This window comes from Rathayibacter sp. AY1C5, from assembly GCF_002931705.1.
Lineage (GTDB): Bacteria > Actinomycetota > Actinomycetes > Actinomycetales > Microbacteriaceae > Rathayibacter.
Genome location: NZ_PSWD01000005.1, coordinates 120,795 through 133,899, shown reverse-complemented (window position 1 = coordinate 133,899; position 13,105 = coordinate 120,795). Strand labels below are relative to the sequence as shown.

The window sequence follows — 13,105 nt, the reverse complement described above, 5'->3', positions numbered from 1 at the left end:
CCTCAGCCCTCGCGCAGGGGGCCGCGGACGATCGAGTCGCCGGAGTGCTCCGGGTCGTCGTCGAACGGCTCCTGGGAGACGTCCACGAGCGGGAACTCGGCGAGGTCGACGTCATCGGGCACGGCGAAGACGCCGTCGGTCCCGTCGAGCACGCCGAGGCCTACCAGCCCGGAGGCGTCGGCGGTGAGGAGCCAGACCTCCCGGTACGAGTCGTCCGCGCTCTGCGCATCGAGGTGCACGTGCAGGCGGCGGGCTCCGTCGGCGTCCTCCAGCTCCGCGGTTCCGCTCGCTCCCTGCCAGTCGGGGAGAGCGGCGAGATCAGCGCGCGCCACGACGGCGGCGGTGTCGTCGCTCCGCGAGGCCTGCCACCAGGCTCCGCCCGCGACCCCGATGACGAGCGCGCCGAGAGCTGCCAGAACGGCGCTCAGAGCGCGGGGCCGGCGGCGGCGCGCGGGACGGTGCCGTCCCCGGGGAAGTGCGAGCGGAGGCGGCACGGCAGCCGCCGACGACGGAAGGGCGCCGGGCCCGAGGTCGCCGAGGGCGAGCTCCTCGCGGATGCGGTCCCAGACGATCGCGGGCGGCGCCTCCAGCTCGACAGCACGGCTCGCACGGCCCAGGCCCGCGGCGTGGCCGAGCTCGACCAGCTGCCGGGCGCAGTCGGGGCAGTCGCGCAGGTGGGCCTGCTCGGCGTCGCTCGAGTGCTCGCCGAGGGCGAGCAGGGCGAGCTCGTCGGGATCGAGGTGGGTCATGTGCTGCTCACCTCCAGGCGGGAGCGGAGCCGGTCGAGGCTGCGGCGGATGTGGCTCTTGACGGTACCGAGCGGCAGGCCGGTGCGCTCGGCGATCTCGGTGTGGGTGAGGTCCTCGTAGAAGGCGAGGCCGATCACCCGCCGGGGGACGGGATCCAGGCGGGCCAGCTCGTCGGCGATCAGGATCCGCGCCTCGAGGTCGACGGGGGCCTCCCCCTCCTCGACCGGCGTGACGGCGACGAGGGCCTCGGTGAGCCTCCGCTCGCGCGCCCGCGCCTCGTGCGCGTCCGCGATCCTCCTCCGGGAGATCCCGACCAGCCAGGCTCCGAGAGCCGCCCGTCCGGGGTCGAAGCCCGAGCGCGAGGTCCAGGCCGAGACGAACACGCGCTGCACCACGTCCTCCGCGTCGCCGCGGTCGCCGAGCGAGCGCAGCGCCAGCGTGAAGACCAGCGGCGACCAGCGCGAGTACGCCTCGGCGAGCGCCGCCTCCTCCCCTGCGGCGAAGCGGCGGCCGAGCCGGGCCACGAGAGCGCTGTCGGCCTCGGCGCCGTCGGCGGGCTCGATGGTCTCGATCAGGGGATCCCTCCAGGGCTGCGGGGAGCGCTGCCGCCCGGGGGCGTGCGGCGCTGCGAGGCTCATCGTACGTCGCTGAGGCTCGGGCGGGCGGATCAGCCGGCCGGGACGGCCGTGACCACCACGTTGCTGAGGTAGTGGCGGGTGTCGTAGTCGAAGTCGCCGCCGCAGGTGATCAGGACCAGCCGCGGCGGTCCGTCGGCGGCGAACACGGCCGAGAGGTCGACCGTGGTCTTCTCCGTGGTCTCCACCGTCGAGACGGTGTACGCGCGCTCCGCGCCGTCCGCGCCGGTGAGGGTCACGGTCTGGCCCGGGACCGCCTTCTTCAGCTCGACGAACGGCCCGAGGCCGTAGGCGAGGGAGTCGACGTGCGCGGCGATCACGACCGTGCCCTCCGGCTCGTCGAGGCCGGCGCCGAAGCGGTACCAGCCGGCGACCTGCGTGTCGGGCACGAGCTCCATCGTGCCGTCGTCCGCGACTCCGACCGGCTCGACGGCCATGTCGACGGGGAGCCCGTCGACGACGAGCCGCTCGGGAGCGAGCGCGGTGGGGGCGGGGGTCGCGCCGAGCCGGGCATCCGCCACCGGGACGGACGGGACCGCTTCCGGCAGGGTCGCCGCGGGCGAGGAGGGGACCGTGGCCGGCACCGGCTGCTGGGGCGCCGAGGAGACGGCGGCGGGAGCGGGCTCCACCCGGGACTCCTGCGCCGCGCATCCGGCGAGACCGGCACCGGCCACGATCAGCCCGACCACGGCGAGGACGCGCAGAGGGAAGGGGCTCCGGCTCATGGCGTCCTCCTGGGTCGTGGTCGGGGGTGCCGGGACGGCCGCGCTCCAGCACGGCCGACCCGGCGGTCGGATCCTCGGGTCAGCGACGCGAGGCGGCGGTGCGGCGGCCGATCAGCACGGCGCCGGCAGCGGCGAGGGCGGCGAGCAGTGCTCCGCCCCACCAGCCCGCGGCGGCGTCGGGGCGGTTGTCCGCGGCGAGGCCGGCCTCACCGGCGGGGACGCCCGACGGCGAGGAGTGCAGTCCGTCGATGGTCTGCGTCGCGAGAGCGAGGTTGCCCTTCTCCAGGCTGCCCCAGGCGTAGACGATCGTGTTCACGCCCTCCTGGACCTGCACGTCGGCCGGGCCGATGACCGGCGCGGTGGTCCCGGTCGCGGCGACCACGGTCGAGATCGTGGCCGGGGCGAGGTTCAGCACGCCCTCGTTCGGGTTCGTCACGTTCGTCAGGACGGGCGACCCTCCGGCGAGGATGTCCACGGCCGGAGCGGCGGCGATGTGGCGGACCGTGAGCCGGCCCTCGCCCGCGGCGGTCTTCGAGATGTCGTTGGTGAAGAGGGTCGCGGTGGGGGTGTTGTCGGGCTTGAGGTGCGCCGCGACGGTGTAGCTCTTCCCCGCCTCGAGGCTGATGTCGATCGGGCCGATCACGGGGGCGCTGGCGTCCGCGGCGGTGGAGGCCGTGATGGCGACCTTGTAGGTGCCGGTGGGGAGGTCGAGCGGGCCGGCGAGCGAGCCGGGGGTGAAGTCGTCGAGCGTCAGCTTGCCGTCGACGTAGACGTCGACCGGGGTGTCGGGGACGGCGTGCAGGACCGAGAGGTCGGCCGAGTCGGCGTCGGCGGCGGCGGCGGGCGTGGCGGCGATGCCGACGACGGCCAGGGTTCCGATGCAGGCACCGGCGAGCAGGCTGCGGGAGAAGCGGGAGGTGGTCACGGTGTTCCTCTTTCACGATGGGACCCGCGAGGGGTCGGGGGGTGGTCGAGAAGGGCCTTCACCACTACTTCCGGCCGAGGCGCCTCCTCGGATGCACCCGGTCTGAGATTCCTCGAAAGAATTCCTGCCGGACGCTTCGCGAGCCCCTCGCGGCGCTGGCCCGAGCGCCCGTGCCGGGCTAGCCTCCGACCAGGAGGTGCGGAGGATGGGCAGGCGCGGCGTGGTCCTCCTCCTCGCCGCCGCGGCGCTCACCACGGCGGCGGTCGCGGGCGTGCAGGGCTCCCTCGCCCCCCGGGCGCCGGTCGCCGACCAGGCCGCCGCCGCCTCCGACGCCCCCGCCCAGTGCGACGACGCCCGGGAGCTGCTGGCCGCCTCGTCCGCCTTCGAAGGCGGAGCGGGCGTGCCGGCCGGCCACCTCGTGGCCTGCCTCGACGAGGACCACCGGCGCCTCACGATCCACAACCGCACCCCCGTCGTCTGGAGTCTCGGCGACTCCTCGGTGCGGGGCGTGACGAGCGGGACGGACGGAGTGACGGGGCTGCTGAGCCTGCACGCGTCGCAGTCCTCCTCCGGGCTGCTCCTCGCACCCGGATCGGCGGCCTCGGTCTCGGCCGGCGACGGGAGGATCCGACCGCGGCCCGACGAGCCCTCGACCCGGCTGCAGCTCGCACTCACCGCGGTGGTCGCGGCTCAGGATCAGGCGATCGGCCCCTCCGCCGGTCCCGACAGCATCATCCGCGGCGCCGCGCTCACCTGCGCGGTCGTGGTCGCGGAGTCGGACACCGGCTGGCGGGTGACCTCGCCGCGGGCTCTCGCCGCGGCGGCCGAGGACCCGGTGTGCGCGCGCGACTGGGGCCGCGCCCAGCGCAGCGCGGCGGCCTGGCGGATCGCCCTGCCCGGGCTCGTCGACGCCGTGGAGGCTCCCGGCCGCCCCGAGGAGGACACGGCGCTCCAGCGGGCCGCGGCCGACTGGTTCTCGGCCTCGAGCGGCTACTCGTGGGGCGGTGTCGACCGCCCCGCTCCCCTGCCCTGACCGGCGCCGCGCGCCTCGTCCGCCCGGGAACGCGAACGGGCCGCCCTCCGCGAGGAGGACGGCCCGTTCGGCAAGAAGTTCGCGGTGTCATCGAGACCGCGCCCTGCTCCGGGAGGAGCTAGCGGCGCAGACCGAGACGCTCGATCAGCGAGCGGTAGCGGTTGATGTCCACATCCGACAGGTAGCCGAGGAGTCGACGACGCTGACCCACGAGCAGCAGCAGACCACGACGCGAGTGGTGGTCGTGCTTGTGCTCCTTGAGGTGCTCGGTGAGGTCCTTGATCCGCTTGGTCAGGACGGCCACCTGCACCTCGGGGGATCCGGTGTCACCGGGGTGGGTCGCGTACTCTTCGATGATCGCCTTCTTGACATCTGCTTCGAGTGCCATATATGGGATCCCCTCTCTCTCGTTGCGCGGTGCCCGGCGCCTGATGCGTGGGCTCTCTTGATCCGCGGCCGTCGAACGGCAACCGGACGACTCTACCAGAGGGAGGGCGGTATCAGGAGCCGGTGGCCCGGTTCCAGAGTACGACGAGCCACGGCGAGACCAGCAGCTGCCAGTAGACGAGCACGAGGACGTTGAGGACCACGCCGATCCAGCCGGCGATCGGCGGACGCTTCTCGCGACGCCGGGCGCGGAGGGTGGAGACGGCGAGCAGGATCCCGGCGAGCAGGACCGCGTGCACGAGCGCGGTGTAGAGCACGCCGACCAGCAGGTCGCTGACGGCCTGGTCGCCCGGGTAGGCGCCGAGCGAGATCAGGGCGTACCAGACGAAGAACGACAGCGGGACCGCGAGGACGGCCAGGAGGACCGAGACGATCCCGGCTCCGTAGCGGCGGAGGAACCCGCGAGCTCCCGAGGCCGTGGCACCGGTCCGAGCGGCTCCGGCGCGGACGCCGCCCGTGGAGCTGCGCCGACCGCCCGTGGCGGCCGCCGCGCGACGCGCGCCCGCCTCGGCGGCGGTGCGGATCGAGCGTCGCGAGGGGGCGGCTCCGGCTGCTCGCGGGGCAGGAGGACCCTGACGCCCGGGCGCGCCGTCGGATGACGTGCTCATGCCTCTCACCCTAGGGGATGACCCCTGAGCCCCCGGATCGGCGCGACGCGGCCCGCCGGGGCGGCGGAGTCAGCAGAATGGAGCGAGTGAGCCAGACCCCCCGCGCCCCCCGGCGCAGCCACGTCCTCGACGTCTCCCCCCTCCGCGAGTCCCCGGCTTTCGCCCGGCTCTGGGCCGGCAACGTGATCTCGGGCATCGGCGGCCAGATGACGATCGTCGCGGTCGGCCTGCACATCTACGAGCTCACCGGATCGACCCTCGCGGTCGCGCTGGTCGGCGTGGTGGCGCTGGTCCCGACCGTGATCGCCGGCCTCTACGGCGGGATGCTCGCCGACGCGTTCGACCGCCGCCTGGTGCTCCTGCTCGCCGCGGTCGTGGCCTGGGGCTCGACCGCGGGGATCGCGGCCCTCGCCTGGCTCGGCGCCGAGACCCCGCTCTCCCTCTACGCGCTCACCGCCGTGAACGCGGTGGCGACGACGGTGATCGTGACCACCCGGATGACGCTGGCTCCGCGGCTGCTCCGCACCGAGCTGGTCCCCGCCGCCGCCGCGCTGGGCGGCATCGCGAGCGGAGTCGAGGTGACCGTGGGGCCCGCCCTCGCCGGCGTGCTGGTCGCCTCCTCCGGCTTCGCGATCACGTACACGATCGACGTCGTGCTGTTCCTCGCCGCGTTCCTCGGCATCGCGGGGCTGCCGGCGCTCGTGCCCGAGGGCGAGCGGCAGCGGCCGGGGCTGGAGTCCCTCCGCTACGGCCTGGGCTTCCTGAAGGGCGCCCCGAACATCCGGATGTCCTTCCTGGTCGACATCGTGGCCATGACCTTCGGACAGCCGCGCGTGGTCTTCCCGGCGGCCGCCGCGGTGCTGCTCGGCGGAGGCGCGGTGACGGTGGGCGCGCTCACCGCCGCTTTCGCGATCGGGGCGCTGATCAGCGGCGTCTTCTCCGGCCGGCTGACCGGGGTCCGCCGGCAGGGCCTCGCGATCGGCCGCTCGATCCAGGTGTACGGAGCGTTCGTGGTCGCGTTCGGCGCGGTCCTGCTCGGTGCCGCACTCGTGCAGCACGACGCGTCGGCGCCGAACGCGGTGCTCATCGCGCTGGCGGCGGTCGCCCTGGCCGGCGCGGGCGCCTCCGACAACGTCAGCTCGATCTTCCGGCAGACGATGCTGCAGACCGCGGTCCCCGACAACATGCGGGGTCGGCTCCAGGGCGTGTTCATCGTCGTGGTGACGGGCGGCCCGCGGGTCGGCGACCTCTACACGGGACTGCTCGCCTCGCTCGCGCTGCTCTGGCTGCCGCCGCTCGCGGGCGGGCTCGCGATCATCGCGATCCTCGCCGCGGTGCTGCGACTCCGACCGGGGTTCCGTGGGTACGACGCCCTGCACCCGACGGCCTGAGCGGAGGGGCGTCTCCCTCGAGCCGGATGGGACAGCGCGCCCGCCCGCTCGGCTCAGGCCGGCGGACGGGCGCGCCGGGGATCAGTCGCCGGAGGCCGCGTCGGCGCCGCCGCCGTCGGTCAGCCGGTCGTCCGAGACCAGTCCGCTGTCGTCGTCGCGGCCCTCGACCCGCACCGGGCGGTAGACGTGGAAGCCGTCGTCGTCGGGCTCCAGCTCCCAGACCACCTCGACCTCCTCGCCGTCGATGTCGGCCAGGCGGGTGAAGGAGCGCTGCGGGGAGCCGTCGATCATCTCGAGGCGGATGCTCTCCTGCTCCGCTCCGCTGTCGAGGATGGCGGTGTACGTCGATTCGGTGTCCATGCCTCGACGCTAGACACGCGCGGTGAGGCGTCGCCACCCCTTGCGGCGGCGCACGGTCCGCGTAGCGTCGGCACCATGACCGACATCGACATCACTCCCGCCGACTCCGACGACCGCGAGCAGATCACCGAGATGGTGAAGAGCGCCGGGATCGGGCTCCTCACCACCGTCAACGCCACCGGGCAGCTCGTCAGCCGTCCGCTCAAGGCCCAGGACATCGACTTCGACGGCGAACTGTGGTTCTTCACGCAGGACCCGTCGCCCAAGGTCGACGACATCCGCGCGAACCCGAGCGTCAACGTCGCGTTCGAGTCGAAGAAGGGCTACCTGTCGGTGGCCGGCTCGGCGACTGTCGTGCACGACCCGGCGAAGGTGGACGAGCTGTGGTCCCCGGCCGTCGCCGGCTGGTTCCCCGACGGCAAGGACGACCCGACCGTCGCGCTGATCCGCGTCGAGGCCGAGACCGTCGAGCTGTGGGCGACCGACGAGCCCCGTCCGGTCGTGCTGTTCAAGGTCCTCAAGGCCGCCGTCACCGGCGGACAGCCCGACATCGGCGAGAACCGCACCGTCTCCTTCGAGTGATCCCTCCCCCCGAGGCGCCGCCGGGGCGCGGCGCCTCGCGGGGACAGGCGTCAGGCGCCGCCGAAGCGCTCGGTGCGGACGCGCTCGGGCGCGTGGCCCTGCTCGACCAAGGCGGTGGCGACGGCCTCGACGAACGAGGACGGGCCGCACACGTAGACGGTCGGCTCGAGCGGGGCCGGCAGAGCCGCCTCGGCGAGCAGCTCCGGAGTGACGCGGCCGGCCGGACGCGCCGCTCCCGCCGGCGCCACCCGGGTGAAGACGTGGTCCACCGCGACTCCGCCCGTCGCGGCCGGCAGCTCGGCGAGCGCCGCCAGCTCCTCGCGGTAGTAGGCGAAGACGGGCGAGCGGACCGAGTAGAGCAGCTGCATCCGCGCCGCGCTCCCGGACCGGGCGTGCTCGCGCGCCATCGCCATCAGCGGCACCACGCCGCTCCCGCCCGCGATCAGCTGCACCGGCTCCGCCTGCTCCGGACGCCAGACGAACCAGCCGCCGATCGGACCGCGGATCTCGAGCCGGTCGCCCGCTTCGAGGCCGTCGACCAGGTACGGGGAGACCTCCCCGTCGTCCAGCCGCTCGACCGCGAGCTCGACCCGCTCCCCGTCGGCCGGGGCGCCTATCGAGTAGGAGCGGCTCGCCTGGTAGCCGTCGGGCGCGGTGAGGCGCACGTCGAGGTGCTGCCCCGCCAGGTGGCCCGGCCACCCGGGCACGCGGAGCACCAGGAGGCGCGACGTGGGCGTGAGCGGCGCGACCGACTCGGCCACCGCCTCCGTCCACATCACCAGTAGCGCTCCTCTTTCCAGGGGTCCCCGTGCATGTGGTAGCCGTTCTGCTCCCAGAAGCCGGGCTCGTCGCCGGGCATCAGGCGGAGCGTCCGCACCCACTTCGCGCTCTTCCAGAAGTAGAGGTGCGGCACCAGGAGCCGGGCGGGGCCGCCGTGCTCGGCCGCGAGGGGCTTCCCCTCGAACTCGGTGACGACCCAGGCCCTCCCGCCTCGGATCTCGGCGAGCGGGAGGTTCGTCGTGTAGCCGCCGAAGCTCTGCGCCATGACGAAGCCGGCGTCCGTCTCCAGGCCCTCCAGCAGAGTGTCGACCGAGACGCCGCGCCAGCTGGTGCCGAGCTTCGACCACCGGGTCACGCAGTGGATGTCGGTGTGCACGTCCTCGTGCGGGAGCGCGTCGAACTCCTCCCGGTTCCAGCGGCGCACGCCCGCGGGTCCGCCGTCGATGGAGAAGGCCCACTCGTGGATGTTCGGGGTGGGCCCGATCGAGAGGACGGGGAAGCCGTTCTCGAGGTGCTGGCCCGGCGGGAGGTCCGGGTCCGCCTCCCTCTTGCCGAAGAAGCCCCGCGTGATGATGCCCATGTCCGCCCTCGTCGTCCTCGGGGCCTGGCCCCGGATCGCTGGAAACCGCTCGTCGCGCTCACGCTACCGCTCGGCGCTACCGCATGCGGGCCCGCCGGGCGAGCCCGGGACCGTGTCGGACGTCGGTGCCAGGATCGGGGCATGAGACGAACCGTCGTGCCGCCGTACCTCCTCGTCCGCATCGCCCGCCTCGACGATCCGGCCTTCGCCCGGGCCGCGCGGGCCGCGAGCCGCTCGCTCGAGCAGGACGTGCCGTTCCGGCGCGTCCGGCCCGGAGAGCCCGCGCCCGACCGCGGGGCGCCGACCGCCGCCGCGACGTCCTCGCCGCGCACCCGCGTGCAGTCCCTTCAGCGCACCATCGCGGACGCGCGGACCGAGGAGACGCTGCCCGGCACGGTCGTCCGCCGCGAGGGCGAGGCGGCCACGGGGGATGCGGCCGTCGACGAGGCGTACGACGGCCTCGGCGCGATGTCGGCCTTCCTGCAGGGTTCGTACGGCCGCGACTCGATCGACGACGCCTGGCTGCCGCTCGACGCGACCGTGCACTTCGGCGACGACTACGACAACGCCTTCTGGGACGGCTCGCGGATGGTCTTCGGCGACGGGGACGGCCAGGTGTTCCGCCGCTTCACCGTCTCGCAGAGCGTGATCGGCCACGAGCTCGCCCACGGCATCACCGAGTACACGGCGAACCTCGTCTACCGCGGCCAGTCCGGAGCGCTCAACGAGTCGGTCTCGGACGTGTTCGGAGCCCTGATGGAGCAGTACGGCGCCGGCCAGAGCGCCGACGAGGCGAGCTGGCTGATCGGCGAGGGGCTCTTCACCGACGAGGTGCAGGGCACGGCCCTGCGGTCGATGATCGCCCCCGGCACCGCCTACGACGACGACGTCCTCGGCTCCGACCCGCAGCCGGGCTCGATGGCCGACTACGTCGAGACCGACGACGACAACGGCGGAGTGCACATCAACTCGGGGATCCCCAACCGCGCGTTCGCCGTGGCGGCGACGACCCTCGGCGGGAAGGCGTGGGAGCGCGCTGGGCAGGTCTGGTACGACGTGCTGACCGGGGGCGTCCTCACCGCGACGGCCGACTTCGAGGCGTTCGCGGCGCTCACCGTGCGGGCCGCCGCCGAGCGCTACGGATCCGGCTCCGAGGTCGAGGCCGCCGTGCGCACCGGCTGGACGACGGTCGGCGTGACGCTGTCCGCCTGAGCCGGTCCGCTCGAGGACGGAGGCGGGTAGCATCGCGCGCATGGACGTCATCGTGTCGCGCAGCGGCGGAGTCGCCGGCCTCCGCCGGGTGTGGCGGGTCGACGTCGAGCAGCAGCCCGACGAGCGCGCCTGGCGCGACCTGCTCGGCTCGCTCCCCTGGGACGCCGCCGACGGCGAGTCCCCCGGCCGGGCCGACCGCTTCGTCTACGAGATCCGCGTGCAGACGCACCACGTCCGCCTCGGCGAGACCGAGCTCGACGGAGCCTGGCGCGAGCTGGTCGACCGCGTGAAGAAGGCGCAGCCCCGCTAGGAGCTGCGCCTTCGTCGTGTGCTCGGAGCTACTTGGTGCCGAGCAGGTCGATCACGAAGATCAGGGTCTTGCCGGAGAGCGGGTGCCCTCCGCCGGCCGGGCCGTACGCCAGCGCGGGCGGGCAGATCAGCTTGCGGCGGCCGCCGACCTTCATCCCCGGGATGCCCTGCTGCCAGGCGCGGATGAGGTTGTTGAGGGGGAAGTTGATCGACTGGTCGCGGCTCCAGGAGGAGTCGAACTCCTCGCCGGTGTCGTACTCGACGCCGAGGTAGTGGACCTCGACGGTCGAGCCGGGCTGCGCCTCGGCGCCGTCGCCGACGACGATGTCCTCGACGACGAGGGTGTCGGGGGCCGGGCCCTCAGGGGCGTCGACCTCGGGCTTGGTCAGGTTCTCGCTGCTCATGCCTCGATCCTACGGCGCTCGGGAGCGGAGTCTGGGAGCGGGCTGCGAGCACTCACTCCACGAGCGTGAGGCGCTGCGTCGGCCGGGTCATCGCGACGTAGAGCGATGCGGCGCCGCGCTCGCCGGTCTGCGCGATGAGGCGAGGGCGGGCGATGATCACGGAGTCGAACTCGAGCCCCTTGGCGTCGTTCGTCGACAGCACGGCGATCGCGCGGTCGAGCCCGGTCGCTCCACGGCCCACCTCCCGGCCGAACCGCTCCTCGAGGCGCTCGGCGATCGCGGCGAGGTCGTCGTCGGGCGCGATGACCGCGAGCGTCCCCTCCGCCTCGATCGCCCGGTCCTCGACGACGGCCGCCAGCACGCGCTCCGAGAGGCTCGCGTCGCCGCGATCGCGGATCGTCCGCACCGGCCACTCGGTGGAGCGCACGGCCTCCCCCGGCGTGATCTCCAGCCCGTTCTCGCGCGCCGTCCGCTCGGCGAAGGCGACGATCTGCGCGGGCGTGCGGTAGTTGACCGTCAGCTCCTCCAGGCGCCACGGCGCCGCCTCCACTCCCCGGCCCTGGCGGCCGAAGGTGTCGCGGAGCGCGGCGTCCCAGCTCGAGGCGGCGGAGGCGCCGGACGCCTGCGCGACGTCGCCCACGATCGTGAACGAGCGCATCGGGCAGCGGCGCAGCAGCACCCGCCACTGCATCGGCGAGAGCTCCTGCGCCTCGTCGACCACGACGTGCCCGTAGGTCCAGGTGCGGTCGGCCGCGGCCCGCTCGGCGGTGGTGCCGAGCACCGAGCGCTCGGCGAAGCCGGCCGCGAGGTCCTTGGCGTTGACGAGGCCGTCGACGCCCATGTTGCGGATGGCGGCCTCCGCGTTCTCGACGTCGCGCTTGCGCTGCTCCTTCTCGGCCTTCTTCGAGGCGTCGGCGTGGTCGTCGTAGGCGCCGAGCAGCTCCGCGGCCTCGTCGAGCAGCGGTACGTCGGAGACCGTGAACGGAGCGTCACGGTCTCGGCGGAGGAGGGAGCGCTGCGCGGCGGTCCAGCGCGGCGTGAGGGTCGCGAACCAGTTCGGACGGGCGTAGAGGTCCTGCAGCAGCTTCTCGGGGGTCAGCGGGATCCACGCGGTGTTGAGAGCGACGCGGACGTCGTGGGCGGTCCGCACGTCCTCGCGCAGCACCGCCTCGTCGGCCTCGTCGACCGTGCTGCCGTGGCTCCGCAGCTGATCAGCGAGCTGGCGGGTGAGCTGCGAGAGCAGCGTCTTGACGAAGGAGACGCGCGCCTCGTTGTGCGGCTTGCGGGTGTCACGCGCCCGGGTGATCGCGCGCTCCACGTCCTGCGGCTCCAGACGGAGCTTCTCGCCGTTGACGTCGAGCACCTGGGTCTCGGCCGGGACGGTCTGGCGGGAGCGGACCGCGCGCTTGAGCAGCTCCGCCATCCGCGCCGAGCCCTTCACGCGGGCGACCGCGGGCACGTCCTCCTCGACGAGGTCGAGGCCCGGGTAGAGCTGGCCGAGCGTCGAGAGGACGACACCCGTCTCGCCGAGCGAGGGCAGCACCGCCTCGATGTAGCGGAGGAAGGAGCGTGAGGGGCCGACCACGAGCACGCCGGAGGAGGCGATGCGGTCGCGGTAGGAGTAGAGGAGGTAGGCGGCCCGGTGCAGGGCGACCGCGGTCTTGCCGGTGCCCGGCCCGCCCTGCACGACGAGCACGCCGCGCAGCTCGGACCGGATGATGCGGTCCTGCTCGCTCTGGATGGTCGCGACGATGTCGTGCATCCGGCCGGTGCGCTGCGCACCGAGGGCCGCCATGAGCGCGCCCTCGCCCTGCAGCACGGTGCCCTCGCGCAGCAGCTCCTCGTCGAAGACCTCGTCCTCGAAGCGGAGGACCTCGCGGCCCCGAGTGGTGAGGTGGCGCCGGGCGCGCGTCCCCATCGGCCGGGCGGCGGTGGCCTGGTAGAACGCGGCCGACTGCGGGGCGCGCCAGTCGAGCAGCAGCGTGTCCTGCTCCTCGTCGCGCAGGCCGATCCGGCCGATGTAGCGGTGCTCGGCGTCGGCGTCCGCGAGCGTCAGCCGGCCGAAGGCGAGCCGGTCGTCGGCGCCGGTGAGCGAGCGGATGCGGTCCTCGTAGAGCCGCGCGTAGGCGTCGCGCTCGGAGCGGCTCTGGTGGTTGCCGCCGACGCTCTCGATGCGGACCGTGTCCAGAGCCTCGCGGGCCTGGGCGATCAGCTCGTCGAGGCGGGCGTAGAGCGCCGCCACGTAGTCGCGCTCCCGAGAGAGCTCGGTGGCCTGCACAGTGCTGCCGTCCGTCATCGTCCGCCTTCCGAGGGTCCGCCGCCGCGGGCCGGGAGGCGCGGGATGCGCTCCGGGGGCCGCGGGAAA

At 73.9% G+C, this 13,105-nt stretch carries 16 protein-coding genes; 5 read left to right on the top strand and 11 right to left on the bottom strand.

All coding sequences use genetic code 11. The annotated features are described in order from the left end of the window. Positions 1-2: 2 nt before the first annotated feature. The 4 genes from C5C57_RS06510 to C5C57_RS06495 all read right to left on the bottom strand — a co-directional run bounded on the left by C5C57_RS06510 (position 3) and on the right by C5C57_RS06495 (position 3,034). Entirely contained in the window at positions 3-749 is a 747-nt protein-coding gene (locus C5C57_RS06510; RefSeq protein WP_104297442.1) for an anti-sigma factor, read from the bottom strand. Continuing rightward, positions 746-1,387 carry an RNA polymerase sigma factor gene (locus tag C5C57_RS06505; protein ID WP_104226288.1) on the bottom strand — a complete coding sequence of 214 codons (642 nt, stop codon included), beginning with the start codon at positions 1,385-1,387 and terminating at the stop codon, positions 746-748. Before C5C57_RS06505 ends, C5C57_RS06510 begins: the two co-directional genes overlap by 4 nt. Before the next feature lie 29 nt (positions 1,388-1,416). Further along, the gene (locus C5C57_RS06500; protein WP_104260617.1) at positions 1,417-2,109 is read right to left on the bottom strand and encodes a class F sortase; all 693 of its coding nucleotides are present in this window, start codon (positions 2,107-2,109) and stop codon (positions 1,417-1,419) included. Positions 2,110-2,188: 79 nt separating this feature from the next. After that, positions 2,189-3,034, bottom strand: a complete 846-nt coding sequence (locus tag C5C57_RS06495; RefSeq protein WP_104224813.1) for a DUF4397 domain-containing protein — start codon at positions 3,032-3,034, stop codon at positions 2,189-2,191. Positions 3,035-3,239: 205 nt separating this feature from the next. On the opposite strand from C5C57_RS06495, the gene C5C57_RS06490 reads away from it, so the two are divergent. Next, positions 3,240-4,067: a hypothetical protein gene (locus C5C57_RS06490; protein ID WP_104297441.1), complete on the top strand. Its 828-nt coding sequence runs from the start codon at positions 3,240-3,242 to the stop codon at positions 4,065-4,067. Positions 4,068-4,185: 118 nt separating this feature from the next. Here C5C57_RS06490 and rpsO read toward each other — a convergent pair whose 3' ends face one another. Both rpsO and C5C57_RS06480 read right to left on the bottom strand, forming a co-directional pair. Then, on the bottom strand, positions 4,186-4,455 hold the full coding sequence (gene rpsO / locus C5C57_RS06485; protein WP_068252328.1) for a 30S ribosomal protein S15: 270 nt from the start codon (positions 4,453-4,455) through the stop codon (positions 4,186-4,188). Positions 4,456-4,567: 112 nt separating this feature from the next. Continuing rightward, on the bottom strand, positions 4,568-5,122 hold the full coding sequence (locus C5C57_RS06480) for a hypothetical protein (RefSeq protein WP_104224815.1): 555 nt from the start codon (positions 5,120-5,122) through the stop codon (positions 4,568-4,570). Positions 5,123-5,208: 86 nt separating this feature from the next. On the opposite strand from C5C57_RS06480, the gene C5C57_RS06475 reads away from it, so the two are divergent. Next, entirely contained in the window at positions 5,209-6,513 is a 1,305-nt protein-coding gene (locus C5C57_RS06475; RefSeq protein ID WP_258067608.1) for an MFS transporter, read from the top strand. Positions 6,514-6,594: 81 nt separating this feature from the next. Here C5C57_RS06475 and C5C57_RS06470 read toward each other — a convergent pair whose 3' ends face one another. Continuing rightward, the gene (locus tag C5C57_RS06470; RefSeq protein WP_104224817.1) at positions 6,595-6,873 is read right to left on the bottom strand and encodes a hypothetical protein; all 279 of its coding nucleotides are present in this window, start codon (positions 6,871-6,873) and stop codon (positions 6,595-6,597) included. A gap of 75 nt (positions 6,874-6,948) precedes the next feature. On the opposite strand from C5C57_RS06470, the gene C5C57_RS06465 reads away from it, so the two are divergent. After that, on the top strand, positions 6,949-7,455 hold the full coding sequence (locus tag C5C57_RS06465) for a pyridoxamine 5'-phosphate oxidase family protein (RefSeq protein ID WP_104247429.1): 507 nt from the start codon (positions 6,949-6,951) through the stop codon (positions 7,453-7,455). Positions 7,456-7,505: 50 nt separating this feature from the next. Here the strand turns inward: C5C57_RS06465 and C5C57_RS06460 are convergent, their stop codons facing one another. Both C5C57_RS06460 and C5C57_RS06455 read right to left on the bottom strand, forming a co-directional pair. Next, on the bottom strand, positions 7,506-8,231 hold the full coding sequence (locus tag C5C57_RS06460) for an FAD-binding oxidoreductase (protein WP_104233248.1): 726 nt from the start codon (positions 8,229-8,231) through the stop codon (positions 7,506-7,508). Further along, the gene (locus tag C5C57_RS06455) at positions 8,231-8,815 is read right to left on the bottom strand and encodes a molybdopterin-dependent oxidoreductase (RefSeq protein WP_104224820.1); all 585 of its coding nucleotides are present in this window, start codon (positions 8,813-8,815) and stop codon (positions 8,231-8,233) included. Before C5C57_RS06455 ends, C5C57_RS06460 begins: the two co-directional genes overlap by 1 nt. A gap of 141 nt (positions 8,816-8,956) precedes the next feature. Here C5C57_RS06455 and C5C57_RS06450 point away from each other — a divergent pair, with 141 nt between their 5' ends. Both C5C57_RS06450 and C5C57_RS06445 read left to right on the top strand, forming a co-directional pair. After that, the gene (locus tag C5C57_RS06450; RefSeq protein WP_104297440.1) at positions 8,957-10,027 is read left to right on the top strand and encodes a M4 family metallopeptidase; all 1,071 of its coding nucleotides are present in this window, start codon (positions 8,957-8,959) and stop codon (positions 10,025-10,027) included. Positions 10,028-10,067: 40 nt separating this feature from the next. Then, positions 10,068-10,337, top strand: a complete 270-nt coding sequence (locus C5C57_RS06445; protein WP_104233246.1) for a protealysin inhibitor emfourin — start codon at positions 10,068-10,070, stop codon at positions 10,335-10,337. A 28-nt stretch (positions 10,338-10,365) separates the two neighbouring features. On the opposite strand, the gene C5C57_RS06440 is transcribed toward C5C57_RS06445, so the two are convergent. Together C5C57_RS06440 and C5C57_RS06435 are read right to left on the bottom strand one after the other, a co-directional pair. Continuing rightward, entirely contained in the window at positions 10,366-10,740 is a 375-nt protein-coding gene (locus C5C57_RS06440; RefSeq protein WP_104226280.1) for an FKBP-type peptidyl-prolyl cis-trans isomerase, read from the bottom strand. Between the two features lie 52 nt (positions 10,741-10,792). Further along, complete coding sequence (locus C5C57_RS06435) at positions 10,793-13,036, bottom strand: UvrD-helicase domain-containing protein (protein WP_104233245.1); 2,244 nt, start codon at positions 13,034-13,036, stop codon at positions 10,793-10,795. Between the last annotated feature and the right edge of the window lie 69 nt (positions 13,037-13,105).